Below are 15,098 nucleotides of genomic sequence, written 5' to 3' on the forward strand. Positions count from 1 at the left end.
ACTCGGCGGCTGACGCCGAACTCGTCGGTCGGGGCCGAACTCGTCCGTCGCAACGAACGATCTAGGCCCGGAGCGACGCGTTCGGGGCGACGGAGGAGGCGGAGATGGCGCACGTCGGGGTGGTCGGGCCGTCGTCGGCCGACCAGCGTGAGCTGGACGACGCCGAGTCGCTCGGGCAGGGGCTCGCACAGCGCGGGCACGTCGTCGTCTGCGGCGGGCTCGGCGGGGTCATGGCAGCCGTCTCGCGCGGGGCGGCGCAGTCGGGCGGGGTCGTCGTCGGCCTCCTTCCCGGCACCGACCGCTCGGCGGCGAACCCCCACGTCACGGTGACGATCCCGACCGGCCTCGGCGAGCTGCGCAACGCCCTGCTGGTGCGGTCCTGCGACGTCGTCGTGAGCGTCGGCGGGTCCTGGGGAACGCTCAGCGAGGTCGCGCTGGCGGTCCGCACGGGAGTGCCGGTGGTGGCTCTGCGGGGATGGCCGCTGCCCGGAGACCCGGCGATGCACGCCGTCGACTCCGTCGGGGAGGCCCTGCGCACGGTCGACGCACTGGTGCGCACGGATGACTGAGATCGTGCCTCTGCAACGAGATCGTGTCTCGCACCCAACCCACGATCTCGGCGGAGGACACCGGTGACCGCCGGGCCGACGAGCGCGGCGGACGTCGTCGACGCCGCTGCCGCCGCGGCCGACCTCGCCGCGCTGGACGCCGTCGTCCCCACCTGCCGCGCGTGCCCCCGGCTCGTCGCGTGGCGGGAGCTGGTCGGCGTCGAGAAGCGGGCCGCGTTCCGTGACGAGACGTACTGGGCGCGGCCGGTCCCGGGCTTCGGCGACGCGGATGCGGCGGTGCTCGTCGTGGGCCTGGCGCCGGCCGCGCACGGCGCCAACCGCACGGGCCGGATGTTCACGGGCGACCGCTCGGGCGACTTCCTGTTCGCGGCGATGCACCGGACGGGGTTCGCGTCGCAGGCCACGTCGACCTCCCGCGACGACGGCCTGACGCTCACCGACATCCGCGTGACGGCTCCGGTGCGCTGCGCCCCGCCGGCGAACGATCCCACGCCCGAGGAGCGCCGGACGTGCGGCCCCTACCTCGGCCGGGAGCTGTCGCTGATCCGCCCCCGGGTCGTCGTGGTCCTCGGGGGTTTCGGGTGGCAGGCGCTGCTCACCACGCTGGCCGAGCAGGGCTGGGCGGTGCCGCGACCGAGGCCGAAGTTCGGCCACGGCGCGGAGCTGGTCCTGTCCGGACCCGGCGGTGCCGAGCTCGTGCTCCTCGGCTGCTTCCACGTGAGCCAGCAGAACACCTTCACCGGTCGGCTGACCCCCGACATGCTCGACGCGATCCTGCTGCGCGCGCGGGAGGTGCGGTCAGCCCGATGACGGTCGACACGACGGTCGTCTACCAGGCCTGATCACGGCAGCCCGTGTCGGAGCCCGCGGCTACGGTCGGACGATGGAGATCTCCTTCGTCGCAGGCTTCGGGCCCATCACCAGGGACGGTGACGCCGCCCGGGCCTTCTGGGGTGCCGGCCTCGGCATCACCCTCGAGGAGCCGGCACCCGGGTACCTCACCAACGACGACCTCGACGGCGTCAAGGCGTTCGCGCTGTGGCCGCTCTCCCAGGCCGCGGATTCGACGTTCGGGTCCGCACAGTGGCCGGCGGACGTGCCGGTCCCGCAGGCGTGGGTCGAGTTCGACGTCGCCACGGTCGGGGCGGTCGCCGACGCCGTCGCCGAGCTGACCGCCGCGGGTCACCGGGTGCTCAAAGAGGCCACCGAGGAGCCGTGGGGTCAGACGACGTCCCGGTTGCTCAGCCCGGAGGGCCTGCTGGTCGGTGTGACGTTCACACCCTGGATGCACTGACTTTGTTCGCCACTCTAAGAAAGTCGTAGGGTAGGTCCCTCGGCGATCGAAGGAGATGGCGTGGGCGACCTCGGCTACGTGGCAGGCATGACGTGGGGCTGGACCGGCGTGCGGGGCACGTGGGGTGGGCAGGAAGCAGAACGGTCGATGGACCTCATGGTCGAACGCCTCGGCGTGAACTGGACCGCGATCACGCTCAGCGCCCTGCAGGACACCCCGCAGTCGACGCAGATCCGGTTCCGCGAGCCGCCGACGGTCACCGACGACGAGGTCCGGTGGGCGGTCCGGCACGCCAAGGCGCGCGGTCTGAAGGTCTGCCTGAAGCCCGTCGTCAACGTCGGGAACGGGACGTGGCGGGCGCACATCAACTTCTTCGACATCGACGTGCCCCCGGAGCCGAAGTGGTCCGAATGGTTCGCCAGCTACACCGAGTTCATCGTCCACCACGCGCGCATCGCGGCCGAGGAGGGCGCGGAGATGCTCTGCATCGGCTGCGAGATGGTGCAGACGGACCGCCGCGAGGCGGAGTGGCGCGCGCTGATCGCCGCGGTCCGCGCGGTCTACGACGGCCTCGTCACGTACAACTGCGACAAGTACCAGGAGGACCACGTCGGCTGGTGGGACGCGGTCGACGTCATCTCGTCGTCGGGCTACTACCCCGTCGACGACTGGGAGAACCAGCTGGACCGCATCGAGCCCGTGGTGGCCGCGTTCGGCAAGCCGTTCTTCTTCATGGAGGCCGGCTGCCCCAGCCGCGTCGGCTCCCCCGCCCTGCCCAACGACTGGAGCCTGCGCGGCGCCCCGTCGCAGCAGGCGCAGGTCGACTGGTACGAGGCGGCGTTCACCGCGAGCGCCCGCCGGGACTGGGTCGGTGGGTTCATGCTCTGGGACTGGCCGGCCCGGCTGTACGACGAGGCCGCCGCAACCACCGACGACGACTACTGCATGTTCGGCAAGGCCGCCGAGGGCGTCGTGCGGAACGCCTACGCCGAGGCGCTCCGCACCGACCTCACCGGACGACGACCGACTTGACGATCTTGTCCGACAACGTCTGACGCTTGCCGTCCCACAGCGGCAGCAGGTAGCCGATGTACAGGATCCCGTCGACGTAGTGGGCGAGGTCGCGCAAGAACGCCATCCCCACGCCGATCGGCTCCCCCGTCACGTCGCGCTGCAGCGTCAGACCGACCACCTTCTTGCCCCACGACTGCCCCGTCCGACCCGCGAGCACCCAGCGGTTCCACCCCCACACGACGAGGGTCACCAGAGCGCCGACACCGAACGTGAGCGCACCCATGGACGTGGGCTGGTCGGTCGGGTTGCCGAACCGGTCGACGCCCGGCACCGACGTGGACGCCATGTAGATCAGGCCCACGAGATAGGGCAGCGACGCGAGCGAGTCGAGAAAGTACGCGCCGACCCGCGCGATCCAGGAGGCGTAGGTGAACCCGCCGCCGAACCGCGGGAACCCGTACCCGGGGTTCGCGTAGACCGGTGCGCCGTACGGGACGTCGCCGTACGGGGCGGCACCGTACGCGGGAGCACCGTACGCGGGGGGCCCGAAAGCCGGGGCGCTCGTCGCGGGGGTGCCGTAGGCGGGGACGGGCTGACCGTAGGCGGGCTGGGCGTACGGAGGCTGGCCATATGTCGGCTGGCCATGTGCAGGCTGACCGTACGGAGGCTGGCCGTACGCGGGCTGGGCGTACGGGTCCGGGACCGCTGGGCCGGAGGGGTTCGGGGTCGGCTGCCAGCCGCCCGCCGGATACTGCTGGTACGGGTCCTGGTTGCTCACGGATCTCCTGTGCTGGGGCGCGACGGCGCCTCGGCCGCCGCCGAGTGCTGCCTCCCCATCGACACGTCTGCCCGACCGGTTGAGCGACGGCGTCACTGTCACGCAGATGCGACGAGCGCCGCCTCGATCGCACCGAGATACCGCTGCGCATCCGCGGTCCAGGTGGCCCGCGTCGCGGCGACCTGCCGACGGTGCACGGGGACCCGCACGCGGTGGGTCGCGCGCGCGCCGTCCGGCAGAGGGTCGACGAGAACCTCTCGCTCCCAGGCGTGCTCGGCCACGACCGAGAGCGCCCGGGTGACGGTCGAGCGCCCCGGCTCCCCGCCGACGACCTGCTGGAACGTCGCGATCCGCCCGCCGTCGGGGGTCCCGACGATCACGCAGACCAGCTCGCCGACGTCGCCCTGCCGCGTGCCGGGCACCGTGAAGCTGGTCGCGGTCGGGTCCGCCGACCCGAGCGCGACGGTCCTGGAGTCACGCACGAGCGCCCACGCGACCTCCGGCGTCACGCGCAGGTCGGCACTGACCGCGATCTCGAGGTCGACGAGCGCGCTGCGGTCGTCGCACGACGACACGAACGGCACCACCTGCTCGTGCGGCACGTCACCGTCGAGGAGCGCGGCGATCCGGGCGAGGTGCCCGGCGACGCTCTTCTGCACGGCCGTGCGGACCTGACCGGCGAGCGGCTCCTCCGTCTCGACGACGGCCTCCCAGGTCAGGAGTCCGTCGGCGACGGTCGCGGTCTCCAGGTGCCTGTACCCGAGGCTCAGCGCCCGTCCGGCGAATCGGACCCCTTCGACTCGCTCGACCACCTGCAGGAGCTGCCCGGCCCACGAGCCGTCCGGCCGACGCAGCACCATGCACTGCACCTCGCCGACGGCACCCGCGGGCGTTCCGGGCACCACGAACGTGCGGACGTGCGTGGCGCCGACGATCGGTCCGTCGTGGGCGGGGTCGCTGATGAACCGCCAGAGCTCGGCTGCCGACTGCGGCACCGCGACCTGCTCACGGACGCGGACCTGGACCTGCGGGTGCCGCCGCACCGCACGCTGCCGCTGGTCGTCGCGCCACTTCGCGACGGCCGCGCGGCGCCGGTCGATCCACTCGTCCATGGTGAAGGTGTCGACCACCCGGACCTGCTACTTGAGCAGCTCCAGGTGCGTCGGCACCCTCGGCTCGACGCGCAGCCGCATCCCCGCCTCGGCGGGGGTCCGGTCGCGCTTGCGGTGGTTGCAGGCGCCACAGGCGGCGACCGTGTTGAGCCACGAGCTGGCGCCGCCGCGGCTGCGGGGCACCAGGTGGTCGACGGTCAGCGCACCGCCCGTGCCGCAGTACGCGCAGCGGTGGCCGTCGCGCGCTAGCATCCCGGCGCGCGACCACGTCGGGACGCCCGTGCGGTGACGCCAGCGCATCTGCACGTAGCGGACCAGCCGCAGCACGGCGGGCAGCGGGTACGGGCCGAACGTGCGGCCGTCGACGGCCTCCTCGACGACGGCGACCCGGCGGTGGAGCATGCGGACGGCGTGCGCGAGCGAGACGCGCTGGAGGGGCTCGTAGCCCGCGTTGAGGACGAGTACTCCCGCCATCGTCGAACCTCTCGGTCGTGCCCCACGCTGGAGTCGAACCAGCAGCCTCCGGCGTCGTAGGCCGGCACTCTGTCCTGTTGAGCTAGCGGGGCGGATCGGTGTGTGGTCGCGAGCGGAGGAGTCGAACCTCCCGGGGCAGGCCCGTCACGGACCCGCCGGCGACCTGCGCCCGCGGGGACCAGGGTGCGGTCCGGGCGGGCGATCGGGCCAGTGATTTCCTGGTCAGTCCAGCGTGATGCGCAGGCCGACGCCCGCGGCGGACGTGGCGATGGTGACGTCGAAGAACCGCTCGTAGTCGGCGGCGACGTGGTGCAGGTGGCCGAACAGCTCGACGGAGATCGCGCCGATGAGGGACGTGAACAGGGTTGCCGACCGGATCGCGATGCGCGCCACCTCGGGGGGCACGGTCGTCGGGTCGGTGTAGCCGGCGGTGGCGAGGGCCTCGGGGGCCATGCGGCCGGCGGGGTCGAAGTCGGGTCCGGCCGGGTCGAGGGTGCCGTGGGCGTGCGCCGCCATGAGCAGGCCGATGATGACCCCCCACACCCGCACGGCCGACCGCACGGTGTCGTCCGGGGCGCGGTAGCCGCGGACGGGGGTGCCGTAGATGAGCTCGAAGGAGTACGGCTGGTCGAGGGCCCATCCCCGCACGGCGCGCGCGACGTCCAGCCAGGTCTGCGCGGCGTCGGCCCCGTCGGACCGGGCCACGACCTTCTCCGCGACCTCACCGACGGCGTCGTACGCCTCGATGATCAGCAGGGTGAGCAGCGCGTCGCGCGAGGGGACGTAGCGGTAGACCGCCGACGACGCCATGCCGAGGTCACGCGCGACGGCGCGCAGGCTCAGCGCCGCGGACCCGTCGCTCTCGAGGCGGGCGCGCGCGGCGGCGAGGAGCTCGGACATGACCTCGGCCCGCGCTCGGTCGCGGGCGCGCAGGGGGGGCGTCGGCTCGGTCACGAACGCCAGTGTGCCTGCTCCATCGCAAAACTGCGAGCACTGCTCTTGTTTTACGTCGGCGAGTTGTGCGAGCATTGCTCACACACGAGAGCACTGCTCTCACTTCGACCGAGGAGACCGCCATGACCCGCCACGTCATCGTCGGCAAGGGTGCCGTCGGCACCACGCTGGCCCACCTGCTCGCCGACGACGGTGCCGACGTCCTGGTGCTCAGCCGGTCCGGCGGCACCTCCGTCGGCCGCATCACGCACGCCGCCGTCGACGCGACCGACGTCGCCGCCCTCACCGCGGCCACCCGTGGCGCGGACGTCGTCTACAACTGCGCCGCCCCGGCCTACCACCGCTGGCCCACCGACTGGCCGCCCCTGTGGACGGCGCTGCTCGACTCGGCCGCGCAGACCGGTGCCGTCCTCGTCTCCGTCGGCAACCTCTACGGGTACGCGACACACGGCGCCGTGATGACCGAGGACACCCCGCTCGACAGCACCGAGCGCAAGGGCATGGTCCGCGCCCAGATGTGGCGTGACGCCGAGGCCCGGCACCGCGCGGGTGACCTGCGTGTCACCGAGGTGCGGGGCGCCGACTACTTCGGGCCGTTCGCCGACTCCCAGGCGATGGTCGGACCGCGGTTCCTCACGCCGCTGCTCACCGGCAAGGTCGTGCGGACGGTCACGGCCGTCGACCAGCCGCACAGCTGGACCTACCTGCCCGACTTCGCCCGCGCGCTCGTCGCCGCCGGCCGGACGCCCGACGCCTGGGGGCGCGCGTGGCACGTCCCGACGGCAGAGCCGCTGACGGTGCTCGAGCTCGGCGAGCGGTTCGCCGTCGGCCTGCCGACGCCGCGGATCCGCCCCATGCCGGCGGCGCTCGTGCGCGCGCTCGGAGTCGTCTCGCCGCTGTTGCGGGAGGTCGCGTCCGTCTCCGACCACTTCTCGGAGCCCTATGTCATGAACACGGCGGCGTCGTCGCGGATGCTCGGTCTCGTCGCGACGCCGTGGGACACCGCGGTCGCGGAGACGGTGGGAAGGACGGCTGTCGGAGGTCGGGCGTAGCGTCGATCCCATGAAGTTCGGTGTCACAGCGTCGTGCGGTTCCGCAGCCCAGAACATCGAGATGGCGGTGGCGGCCGAGGAAGCAGGCTGGGACGCCTTCATGGCCTGGGACGGCATCAGCGTCGGCCCCATGGACACCTTCGATCCGTGGACGGTGCTCGGCGCCGCCGCGGTGCGGACCAGCCGGATCACCCTCGGCGCCATGGTGTTCTCGCTGCCCCGGCGTAAGCCGTGGGAGGTCGCCCGCCAGGCGCTGACCGTCGACCACCTGTCCGGCGGTCGACTGGTCCTGCCCGTGGGGCTCGGTGCCGTCGACGACGGTGCGTACAGCCGCGTCTCCGGCGAGACCACCGACGTCAAGGAACGGGCGGCGCTGCTCGACGACTCGCTCGCGATCCTCGACCTCGCCTGGACCGGGGAGAAGTTCAGCTACGCCGGGACGAAGTACCAGGTCACCGACCTGGAGTTCCAGCCCCGGCCGGTGCGCGGGACCATCCCCGTCTGGGTCATCGGCGCCTGGTTCGCGCCCCGGTCCCTGCGTCGAGCGGTCCAGCGCGACGGGGTCATCGCGGTCCGGCGGGAAGACGGGTTCGACCCGCTGAAGCCCGACGAGTGGCGGTCCGTTCGGTCCTGGGTGGACGAGCAGAGCGACGGCAGGACGGTCGAGCTGGTCGCCGAGGGCGTGCTCCCGGCCGACCCCACCGAGGCGGCGGACAAGATCGCGGCGCTCGAGGACGCCGGCGTCACGTGGTGGATCGACTCCAACTGGAACTTCGACACCGTGACCCCGGACGGCCTCCTGGACCGGATCCGGCGAGGTCCGCTGCTCGTCTAGCAGTCCCCATCGTCCCCGGAGCGGCGCTCGGTGCGTCACACTCTCCCTAGAGACGAAGGAGCACCATGCTGACATGCCCGGTCTGTACGTCCGGAGAGCTCGAACTCGTCGAACGGTTGGCGGACGATCGCCGCACCATCCGATGCACCGCCTGTAGCCACCAGTGGACCCGTGGGGAGTCGAAGACGTCGGCCCCGTTGCCGTCCTCGTCGGCCGATCTGCAAGCCCGGTTCCCTGACCGCTCCGCCGTCGACCCGGCCCGCTGGGAGAAGGTCGCCGCGCTGGCCAAGGCGTCGCCGCCCACCGAACCCGGATACGACTGGACGCACTACCAGCAGGTGTTCGCCCGCGACGAGGTGGCCGACTGCGACCCGCAGGACCTGCTGTCGTTCGTGAACGAGACCCCTGGCGCCACCAACGCGACCACCGCCTCGTTCAACCGGGCATGGAAGACGATGGGCGAGCGCGAGGCCTCGGCCCGCACCCGCAACACCATCCGCTACCTGCTCTACGGCCCCGCCACGGTGCCGCTGCCCGACCGGCTCACGCGGCTGATCCTCGGCCAGGGCGGGCTGGGCATGACCGGCTTCAAGGAACCGACGCTGACCCGGGTCCTCGTCGCGACGTCGCCCGACGAGTACCTGCCCATCTCCACCTACGGCGGAGCGCGTGGCGGCAAGAAGGAGATCGCGCAGCGCGTCTACGGACTGACGCTGCCGGAGGTCGCCAAGGAGCAGTTCACCATCGGCCGGCTCATCCTGTGGAGCAACGACCTGCTCGTCGACCTGGTCGAGGACGAGTTCGACGACCTCACCCAGGCGGCCGCGTTCCTCACCACCGTCAAGGTGCCCGCGTAGTCACGTCGCGCTGACGCGGCTCACGGCGACTCGTCGTGCGGCCGCGTCATCTCGTCGCGCAGCCTCGCGACGGCATCCGGACCCAGCTCGAACCCCTGCGAGCTGCCGGGGTTGATCACGATGCCCACGTCCGCCGGCATCCGCAGCAGCACCTCGCGCACCGGCATGGCGACCGCCTCGCCCCCGAGACGTCCCTCGTCCTGGAACCGCTGCACCGACGAGAACGCGATCAGATGGTGCGCGCCGTCTCGCTGCACGAGGGCGGGGATGAACCCCTCGAAGTGCTCCCCCACGGGACCACCGCTCGGGACCGCGAGCTGCTCGTACGCGAACCGGTTCAGCAGCTTGGCGCCGTCGATCGTGCCGGGGGCCGCGGTGCGCAGCGCCTGGTCGAAGTCCTTCATGGGTGCTCCCTCGTCGTTGCGGGCGAGGTTCACGCTACCGGCGGTTCACCTCGTCGCCAGCCGGAACAGGGCCGGTGTCACCACCTCGATCCGGTGCACCTCGAACCCGGTGCGTCGACCGACCACGTGCCGCGCCCACGCGTGCTCCCGGCACAGCTCCTCCGACGACCACACCTGCCCGTGCGGCCACCCCGGCGTGTCCAGCAGCACGCCCATGACCTCGCCCATCACCGCGACCCAGCGCCGATCTTGATCGGTCGTCGGAGCCTCGCCGAGCGGGTGGGCGACGGCCCAGACGGTCGAACCCGGGATCGGCTCGTGGTGGCGGTTCATCGGACGGTGCTACGGCCACGGTCCGCTGACGGTGGCGGCGTCGCCGACCGTGCGGTTCCTGCTCCAGATCCTGGCGATGGACGAGGTCCTGACCCCACCCGGGAACAGCTGACGCGGTCACTCCGGGCGCGGCGGCCCGCTGTGCGCGTCGACCTGCTTCGGCAGCACGAACACGAGCACGAAGCTGACGACGGCCAGCACCGCGCTGACCGCCATCGCGTGCGCGGCGCTGTCGACGAACGCCTGCTGGATCTGCGCCGGGTCCTTGCTGGTGATGTGCAGGGTGCCGAACAGGACACTGCCGATGACCGCGATGCCGATCGCCGACCCGACGCGCTGCATCACGCTGATCACCCCGCTGGCGGCGCCCGCCTCGGACCGGTTGACCGTCGCGACGATGAACTGCGCGTTCGGCGCGATGAACAGCCCGCTGCCGATGCCTGCGACCAGCAGCGGGAGAAGCAGGTCCCAGTTCACGAGGTCGGGCGCGGGGATGAACCGCAGGATCAGCCACACCGAGACGAGACCCACGGCGACCATCGCGGTGCCGACGACGAGCACCGTGCGACCCAGCCGCTGCGACAGCCGGTTGCTCTGCGACGCCCCGATGATGCTCCCGATCGCGAACGGCACCCCGACCACGCCGGACTCGAGCGCCGTGTGACCGAGCCCCGCCTGCCACAGCAGCGAGATGGTGAAGAAGATGCTGGTGAACGCCGCGAAGTAGACGAGCGCGAGGATCGTGCCGCCCGTGAACGCCGGATGCGAGAACAGGTGCGGCGGCACCATCGGGTTCTTCTGCTCGATGCGCTTCTCCCAGAACGCGAACGCCGCGATCAGCAGCACCCCCGCTGCGAGCGTGATGAACGTCCACGCCGGCCAGCCCTCGTCCTGCCCCTCGATCAGCGGCACCAACAATGCGATCAGCCCCACCGTGAGCAGCACCAGCCCGACGAAGTCGTACCCCTCCTTCGCCTTCCCCTCTGCACCCGCCGGCAGGATCTTCGCCGCCGCGATCAACGCGATGACACCGATCGGGATGTTGACCCAGAACACGAGCCGCCACCCGTTCTCGTCGCCGAACGCCTCGATGATCAACCCACCGAGAATCGGCCCCAGCGCCGTCGACACCCCGATCACCGACCCCATGATCGCGAACGCCTTCCCGCGCACCGGCCCCGGGAACAGCAGCTGGATCATCGCCGTCACCGCCGGCACGAAGATGCCGCCAGCGAGACCCTGAACCACCCGCGCGACGATCAGCTGCAGGCTGTTCTGAGCCAGCCCGCAGAACAGGCTCGCCACCGTGAACAGCAGCAGGCCCGTGAAGAACACCCACTTGTGCCCGATGCGGTCACCGACCCGGCCCGCCGGGATCAGCGCGATGCCGAACGCCAGCGCATAGCCGCTGATGATCCAGCTCAGCGTCGCCTCGCTCGCGTCCAGGCTGACCTGGATCGTCGGGAGCGCGACGTTGACGATCGTCGTGTCCAGCAGGGCCATGAACATGCCGGCCATGAGGACGATGAGCGCGTTCCAGGCGCTGCGGGGGACGGCGGGGGGTTGGTAGGGCTGGGCCGTCGTCGCGTCCGTCATCGGGGTTCCTTCGTCCGGATGGACGCGACGGCCGCGCCGCGCCGAAATCCACACTCCACCCGGTCATGAACGGTCGCAAGACGGCAAAGCGTCGCGAGCCTCAACCACGGGCGCGCGAACGCGGGTGGCCGAAGATGCCGCCGCCCCGGCGCAGAGGCGACGATCCGGCACGCCCTGTCGACGACGAAACCCCCCCGCAACACTGCCGACGTACCGTCCCCTCGACGAGGCATAGACGCAGGCGTCGCCCGCACGCGACCCTGTCGTCCCCGACCAGGAGCGCGAGGAGCGGCGGATGTTCGAGCGCGTCGACCCTTTCATCGGCACGGAGGCCACGAGCCTGGCGCCGCAGAGCGACCTCGCGAAGACGTGGTGGTGGCCGAAGCCGCAGGTCGGCAACACGCACCCGGGTGCGACGTACCCGCTGGGCATGGTCAGCGCGTGCGCGTACAGCGGCGCGTACCCCACGGGCTACGGCCGCTACGACCTGGGCACGGAAGGCCTCCCGACGGAGCTGTACGACCGGCAGGTGGCGAGCGGCTTCACGCACTTCCAGCAGTCGGGCACGGGCGCGATCCGCAAGTACTACAACTACTTCCGCGTCACGCCGATGCTGCAGCCGCTGGACGACCTGGGGCAGCTGTGGGACGTCGTCGACGAGAGCGCCGAGCCGGGGTATTACACGGCGACGCTCGAATCGGGCATCCGCGCGGAGATCACCGTCGGGCCGAAGAGCGCTGTGCACCGGTACACGTTCCCGGCGCACCGGGACGCGCGGCTGGTCATCGACTTCTCACTGGGTGGCCTGTCCATCCCCCACGGGCGGACGGTGCCCCTCCGAGCGCACCTGCACTCGATCAGCCCGGGGATCGCGCAGGGCGAGATCGTCGTCGAGGGCGCTCCGCTGGCGATCCATGTGGAGTGCGACGACCCGCGGTGGCGGCAGCTGCTCTGGTACGACCGTCGGCTCATGCCGGGGGGCACGCGGCTGGACTTCGACCGGATCCGGCCGACGACGCTGCGGCCCTTCGGGCTGATGTGGGCGGGGCCGTCGGAACCCGGGCAGGTGGTGGAGCTGCGGTTCGGGTTCTCGTTGCGGGGCGTCGACCAGGCACGCGAGAACCTCGAGAAGGAGTGCGGGCCGGGCCCGTCCAGCTTCGCTGAACGCCGGGCGGCGACCGCAACAACCTGGCAGGAGGCCCTGGGCAAGATCCGGGTCGACACCTCGTCGAAGGACAAGCAGACCGTCTTCTCGACGGCGCTCTACCACTCGCTGATCAAGCCGTGCCTGGCACCGGACGAGTCGCCGTTCTGGCCGGCCGACGGGCCGTTCGCGTTCGACCTCGCGACCATGTGGGACATCTACCGGACGCAGCTGCCGCTGCTGACGACGCTCATGCCCGACAAGGCCGTCGAGCTGGCGAACGCGCTGCTGTACATCTCCGAGGAGGAGGGGAACCTCCCGATCGGGTACCGGATGGCCCGCGGCGCCGACCAGTTCGGCCGGCAGGCCAGCGCCTTGGCGCACACGTTCCTCGCCGACCTCTGCCAGCTCGGGCTGCCGGGCATGGACTGGGACTGGGCGTTGGTGCACATGCACAACGACCTGCGGAGGACGTACGGCGAGGACTTCTTGCTGCGCGGCAAGGTGCACCCGATCAGCCACACCCTGGACCTGGCGTTCGGCTACTGGTGCACGTCGCAGATCGCGGCGCACGTGGGTGACCCGGCGCTCGTCGAGCAGTTCACGCCGCTGGCTGCGCGGTGGATCAACGCGTTCGACGAGGAGACCGGCCTCCTGCAGGACTCCACCTACTACGAGGGTGGGCGCTGGAACTACTCGTTCCGGCTGCTGCACGACATGGCGGCGCGCATCAAGCTCTCGGGTGGCGACGACGCCTTCGTGGCACAGCTCGACCAGTTCTTCGGGTTCGGCGCTCCCCCTGTGGAGCAGCCGGGGCTCCGGCCCGCCATCGAGGAGATGGCCGCGGGGTACGCGCTCAACCGGTTCGAGGGTCTGAACAACGAGCCGGACATGGAGGCGCCGTGGTCGTACCACTACGCCGGCCGCCCGGACCGGACCGCCGAGGTGGTGCAGGCCATCGTGCAGAACCAGTTCGGCACCGGCCGCGGTGGGCTGCCGGGGAACGACGACTCGGGTGGGCTCTCGTCGTGGTTCGTGTGGGCGTCGCTCGGGCTCTTCCCGGTCGCGGGCCAGAACCTGTTCCTGATCAGCGCGCCCGCCTGGCGGGAGTCGAGCATCGACGTCGGCGACCGGAACCTCACGATCGAGACCACCGGATTCGTCGAACCGACCCCGGACGGACCCACGCAGTATGTACATTCCGTGCACCTCGACGGTGTGCGGCTCGAGCGCACGTGGCTCACCGGAACGGAGCTCCATCGAGGCGGTCGCCTGCACCTGGAGCTCGGTCCGACGCCGAGCGACTGGGGCACCACCGTCCGGCCCCCGTCCGTGAGCACCCATCCCCCTACCGCCGCGCTGCGGCGCTGAGCGAGCCAACAAGGAGCCGTCGTGGTCCCGAACCGCCGTCTCGTCATCGTCGTCCGCGCCGACCCGGTCATCTGCGGTCACTCGGGAGAGGCCCGCAACCTCGCCGAAGCCGCCCTGCAGCGGGGTTTCGACGACGTCCGCATCGTCACGTGGCCCATCGACCGGCTGCAGGCGACGGGCCTCCCCCTCAAGCCTCTCGACGGCGTGCTGCCCTACTCGCCGGGGATCACCGTCGAGCGCCCCGAGCCGGTCGGCGACTACAAGGTCCCCGACGGGCGCTGGCTCGCGGGCATCGTCGGCCGCCTCGTCGAGCTGTTCACGGACGGCGTCCCGACGGTCGCGATGTCGCTCTACCTGAGCCCGCACTCGCTCGCCGTCGCCGACGCGGTGCACGTCGCCCGTCGGACCGGTCTGCCCGTCAACGTCACGACCGTCGCGGAGGCCGTCGGTTCCGACGTCACCAACGTGGTCCGCGCCTGCGTCGAGAAGGACGAGTTCGGCGCCGCGGCGCACGTGCTGTCCAGCTACCTCGAGCACGACGTGTGCCTCGCGGTCAGCGACTACACGCGCGAGCTGATCATCGCCGAGGCTGCCGCCATCGACGCCAAGCACGGCACCACGTTCGCCGCCCAGTGCCGCGAGCGCGTCACAGTCTCGTACCCGGCGATCGACGTCGGCTCGTACCTGGACCTCGACCCTGCCGAGAGCGAGCGCGTCCTGCAGGCCCGCGGTCTGACCGCCGACGGCTACGTCCTGTTCCTCTCCCGTCTCGCGCACGCCAAGGGGGTCGACGACCTCATCGCGGGCTTCGCGCAGAGCCGTGCTTCCGACGACCTACGGCTCGTCATCGCCGGCAACGGCCCCGACGCCTCGCGTCTGCAGGAGCTCGCCGCGGCGTCGTCGGCCGCCGACCGGATCGTGTTCTTCGACGACGTCGACGACGACGAGAAGGCCCACCTCATGGCCGCCTCCGCCGCGTACGTGCTGCCGAGCAAGCCGCGGCCGGAGTTCGTCGAGACGTTCGGCATCGCGCTGGCCGAGAAGATGCTCGCCGGCGGCGGACCGATCATCACGACGGACACCGGGGGCATCGGCGAGGCCGTGGGTGACTGTGCGCTGATCGTGCCGGTCGAGTCGCCGTCGGCGATCGCCGCGTCGCTGGACCGCATCCTCGCGATGTCCCCTGACGAGCGCGCCGGCTGGGAGACCCGCGCCCGCCTGCATGCCCTGCAGTTCGACCGGGGGGCGGTCCTGGACGCGATCCTCGACCGGGTCGCGCGCGTGATGCGGTTACCGACGCCTGTCGGCTGA

The 15,098-nt window shown here is 71.5% G+C and carries 16 protein-coding genes and 1 tRNA gene; 9 read left to right on the forward strand and 8 right to left on the reverse strand.

Going from position 1 to position 15,098, the window contains the following annotated elements:
• The first annotated feature begins 104 nt into the window (after positions 1-104).
• The 4 genes from J2X26_RS03710 (at position 105) to J2X26_RS03725 (ending at position 2,895) form a co-directional block, all read left to right on the forward strand.
• Complete coding sequence (locus J2X26_RS03710; protein WP_307489918.1) at positions 105-569, forward strand: TIGR00725 family protein; 465 nt, start codon at positions 105-107, stop codon at positions 567-569.
• A gap of 63 nt (positions 570-632) precedes the next feature.
• Positions 633-1,379 (forward strand): uracil-DNA glycosylase, encoded by a 747-nt coding sequence (locus tag J2X26_RS03715; protein WP_307489921.1) that lies wholly within the window; start codon positions 633-635, stop codon positions 1,377-1,379.
• A gap of 73 nt (positions 1,380-1,452) precedes the next feature.
• Positions 1,453-1,863: a VOC family protein gene (locus J2X26_RS03720; RefSeq protein WP_307489923.1), complete on the forward strand. Its 411-nt coding sequence runs from the start codon at positions 1,453-1,455 to the stop codon at positions 1,861-1,863.
• 60 nt (positions 1,864-1,923) lie between these two features.
• Complete coding sequence (locus tag J2X26_RS03725) at positions 1,924-2,895, forward strand: glycoside hydrolase family 113 (RefSeq protein ID WP_439897814.1); 972 nt, start codon at positions 1,924-1,926, stop codon at positions 2,893-2,895.
• On the opposite strand, the gene J2X26_RS03730 is transcribed toward J2X26_RS03725, so the two are convergent.
• The 5 genes from J2X26_RS03730 to J2X26_RS03750 form a co-directional block, all read right to left on the reverse strand.
• Entirely contained in the window at positions 2,873-3,655 is a 783-nt protein-coding gene (locus J2X26_RS03730; protein ID WP_307489925.1) for an RDD family protein, read from the reverse strand. The genes J2X26_RS03725 and J2X26_RS03730 overlap by 23 nt on opposite strands.
• Before the next feature lie 98 nt (positions 3,656-3,753).
• On the reverse strand, positions 3,754-4,785 hold the full coding sequence (locus tag J2X26_RS03735; RefSeq protein WP_307489927.1) for a hypothetical protein: 1,032 nt from the start codon (positions 4,783-4,785) through the stop codon (positions 3,754-3,756).
• A gap of 9 nt (positions 4,786-4,794) precedes the next feature.
• Positions 4,795-5,241, reverse strand: coding sequence for an HNH endonuclease (locus tag J2X26_RS03740; RefSeq protein ID WP_307489929.1), 447 nt, complete (start codon positions 5,239-5,241; stop codon positions 4,795-4,797).
• Positions 5,242-5,259: 18 nt separating this feature from the next.
• Positions 5,260-5,333 (reverse strand) — tRNA-Arg (locus J2X26_RS03745).
• Between the two features lie 130 nt (positions 5,334-5,463).
• Positions 5,464-6,195 carry a TetR/AcrR family transcriptional regulator gene (locus J2X26_RS03750; protein ID WP_307489931.1) on the reverse strand — a complete coding sequence of 244 codons (732 nt, stop codon included), beginning with the start codon at positions 6,193-6,195 and terminating at the stop codon, positions 5,464-5,466.
• A 122-nt stretch (positions 6,196-6,317) separates the two neighbouring features.
• Here J2X26_RS03750 and J2X26_RS03755 point away from each other — a divergent pair, with 122 nt between their 5' ends.
• From J2X26_RS03755 to J2X26_RS03765, 3 genes are all read left to right on the forward strand, one after another.
• Positions 6,318-7,247: an NAD-dependent epimerase/dehydratase family protein gene (locus J2X26_RS03755; protein WP_307489933.1), complete on the forward strand. Its 930-nt coding sequence runs from the start codon at positions 6,318-6,320 to the stop codon at positions 7,245-7,247.
• A gap of 10 nt (positions 7,248-7,257) precedes the next feature.
• Positions 7,258-8,082, forward strand: coding sequence for an LLM class flavin-dependent oxidoreductase (locus tag J2X26_RS03760; RefSeq protein WP_307489935.1), 825 nt, complete (start codon positions 7,258-7,260; stop codon positions 8,080-8,082).
• Positions 8,083-8,279: 197 nt separating this feature from the next.
• Positions 8,280-8,939: a hypothetical protein gene (locus tag J2X26_RS03765; RefSeq protein ID WP_307489937.1), complete on the forward strand. Its 660-nt coding sequence runs from the start codon at positions 8,280-8,282 to the stop codon at positions 8,937-8,939.
• Positions 8,940-8,959: 20 nt separating this feature from the next.
• Here the strand turns inward: J2X26_RS03765 and J2X26_RS03770 are convergent, their stop codons facing one another.
• The 3 genes from J2X26_RS03770 to J2X26_RS03780 all read right to left on the reverse strand — a co-directional run bounded on the left by J2X26_RS03770 (position 8,960) and on the right by J2X26_RS03780 (position 11,272).
• Positions 8,960-9,343 (reverse strand): SseB family protein, encoded by a 384-nt coding sequence (locus J2X26_RS03770; RefSeq protein WP_307489939.1) that lies wholly within the window; start codon positions 9,341-9,343, stop codon positions 8,960-8,962.
• A 45-nt stretch (positions 9,344-9,388) separates the two neighbouring features.
• Positions 9,389-9,676 (reverse strand): hypothetical protein, encoded by a 288-nt coding sequence (locus tag J2X26_RS03775; protein WP_307489941.1) that lies wholly within the window; start codon positions 9,674-9,676, stop codon positions 9,389-9,391.
• 117 nt (positions 9,677-9,793) lie between these two features.
• On the reverse strand, positions 9,794-11,272 hold the full coding sequence (locus tag J2X26_RS03780) for a DHA2 family efflux MFS transporter permease subunit (protein ID WP_307489942.1): 1,479 nt from the start codon (positions 11,270-11,272) through the stop codon (positions 9,794-9,796).
• Positions 11,273-11,567: 295 nt separating this feature from the next.
• On the opposite strand from J2X26_RS03780, the gene J2X26_RS03785 reads away from it, so the two are divergent.
• Positions 11,568-13,787: a glycoside hydrolase domain-containing protein gene (locus J2X26_RS03785; RefSeq protein WP_307489944.1), complete on the forward strand. Its 2,220-nt coding sequence runs from the start codon at positions 11,568-11,570 to the stop codon at positions 13,785-13,787.
• A gap of 21 nt (positions 13,788-13,808) precedes the next feature.
• Positions 13,809-15,098 (forward strand): glycosyltransferase, encoded by a 1,290-nt coding sequence (locus J2X26_RS03790; RefSeq protein ID WP_307489946.1) that lies wholly within the window; start codon positions 13,809-13,811, stop codon positions 15,096-15,098.

The organism is Cellulomonas humilata, assembly GCF_030814415.1.
Taxonomy (GTDB): Bacteria; Actinomycetota; Actinomycetes; order Actinomycetales; family Cellulomonadaceae; genus Cellulomonas; species Cellulomonas humilata_A.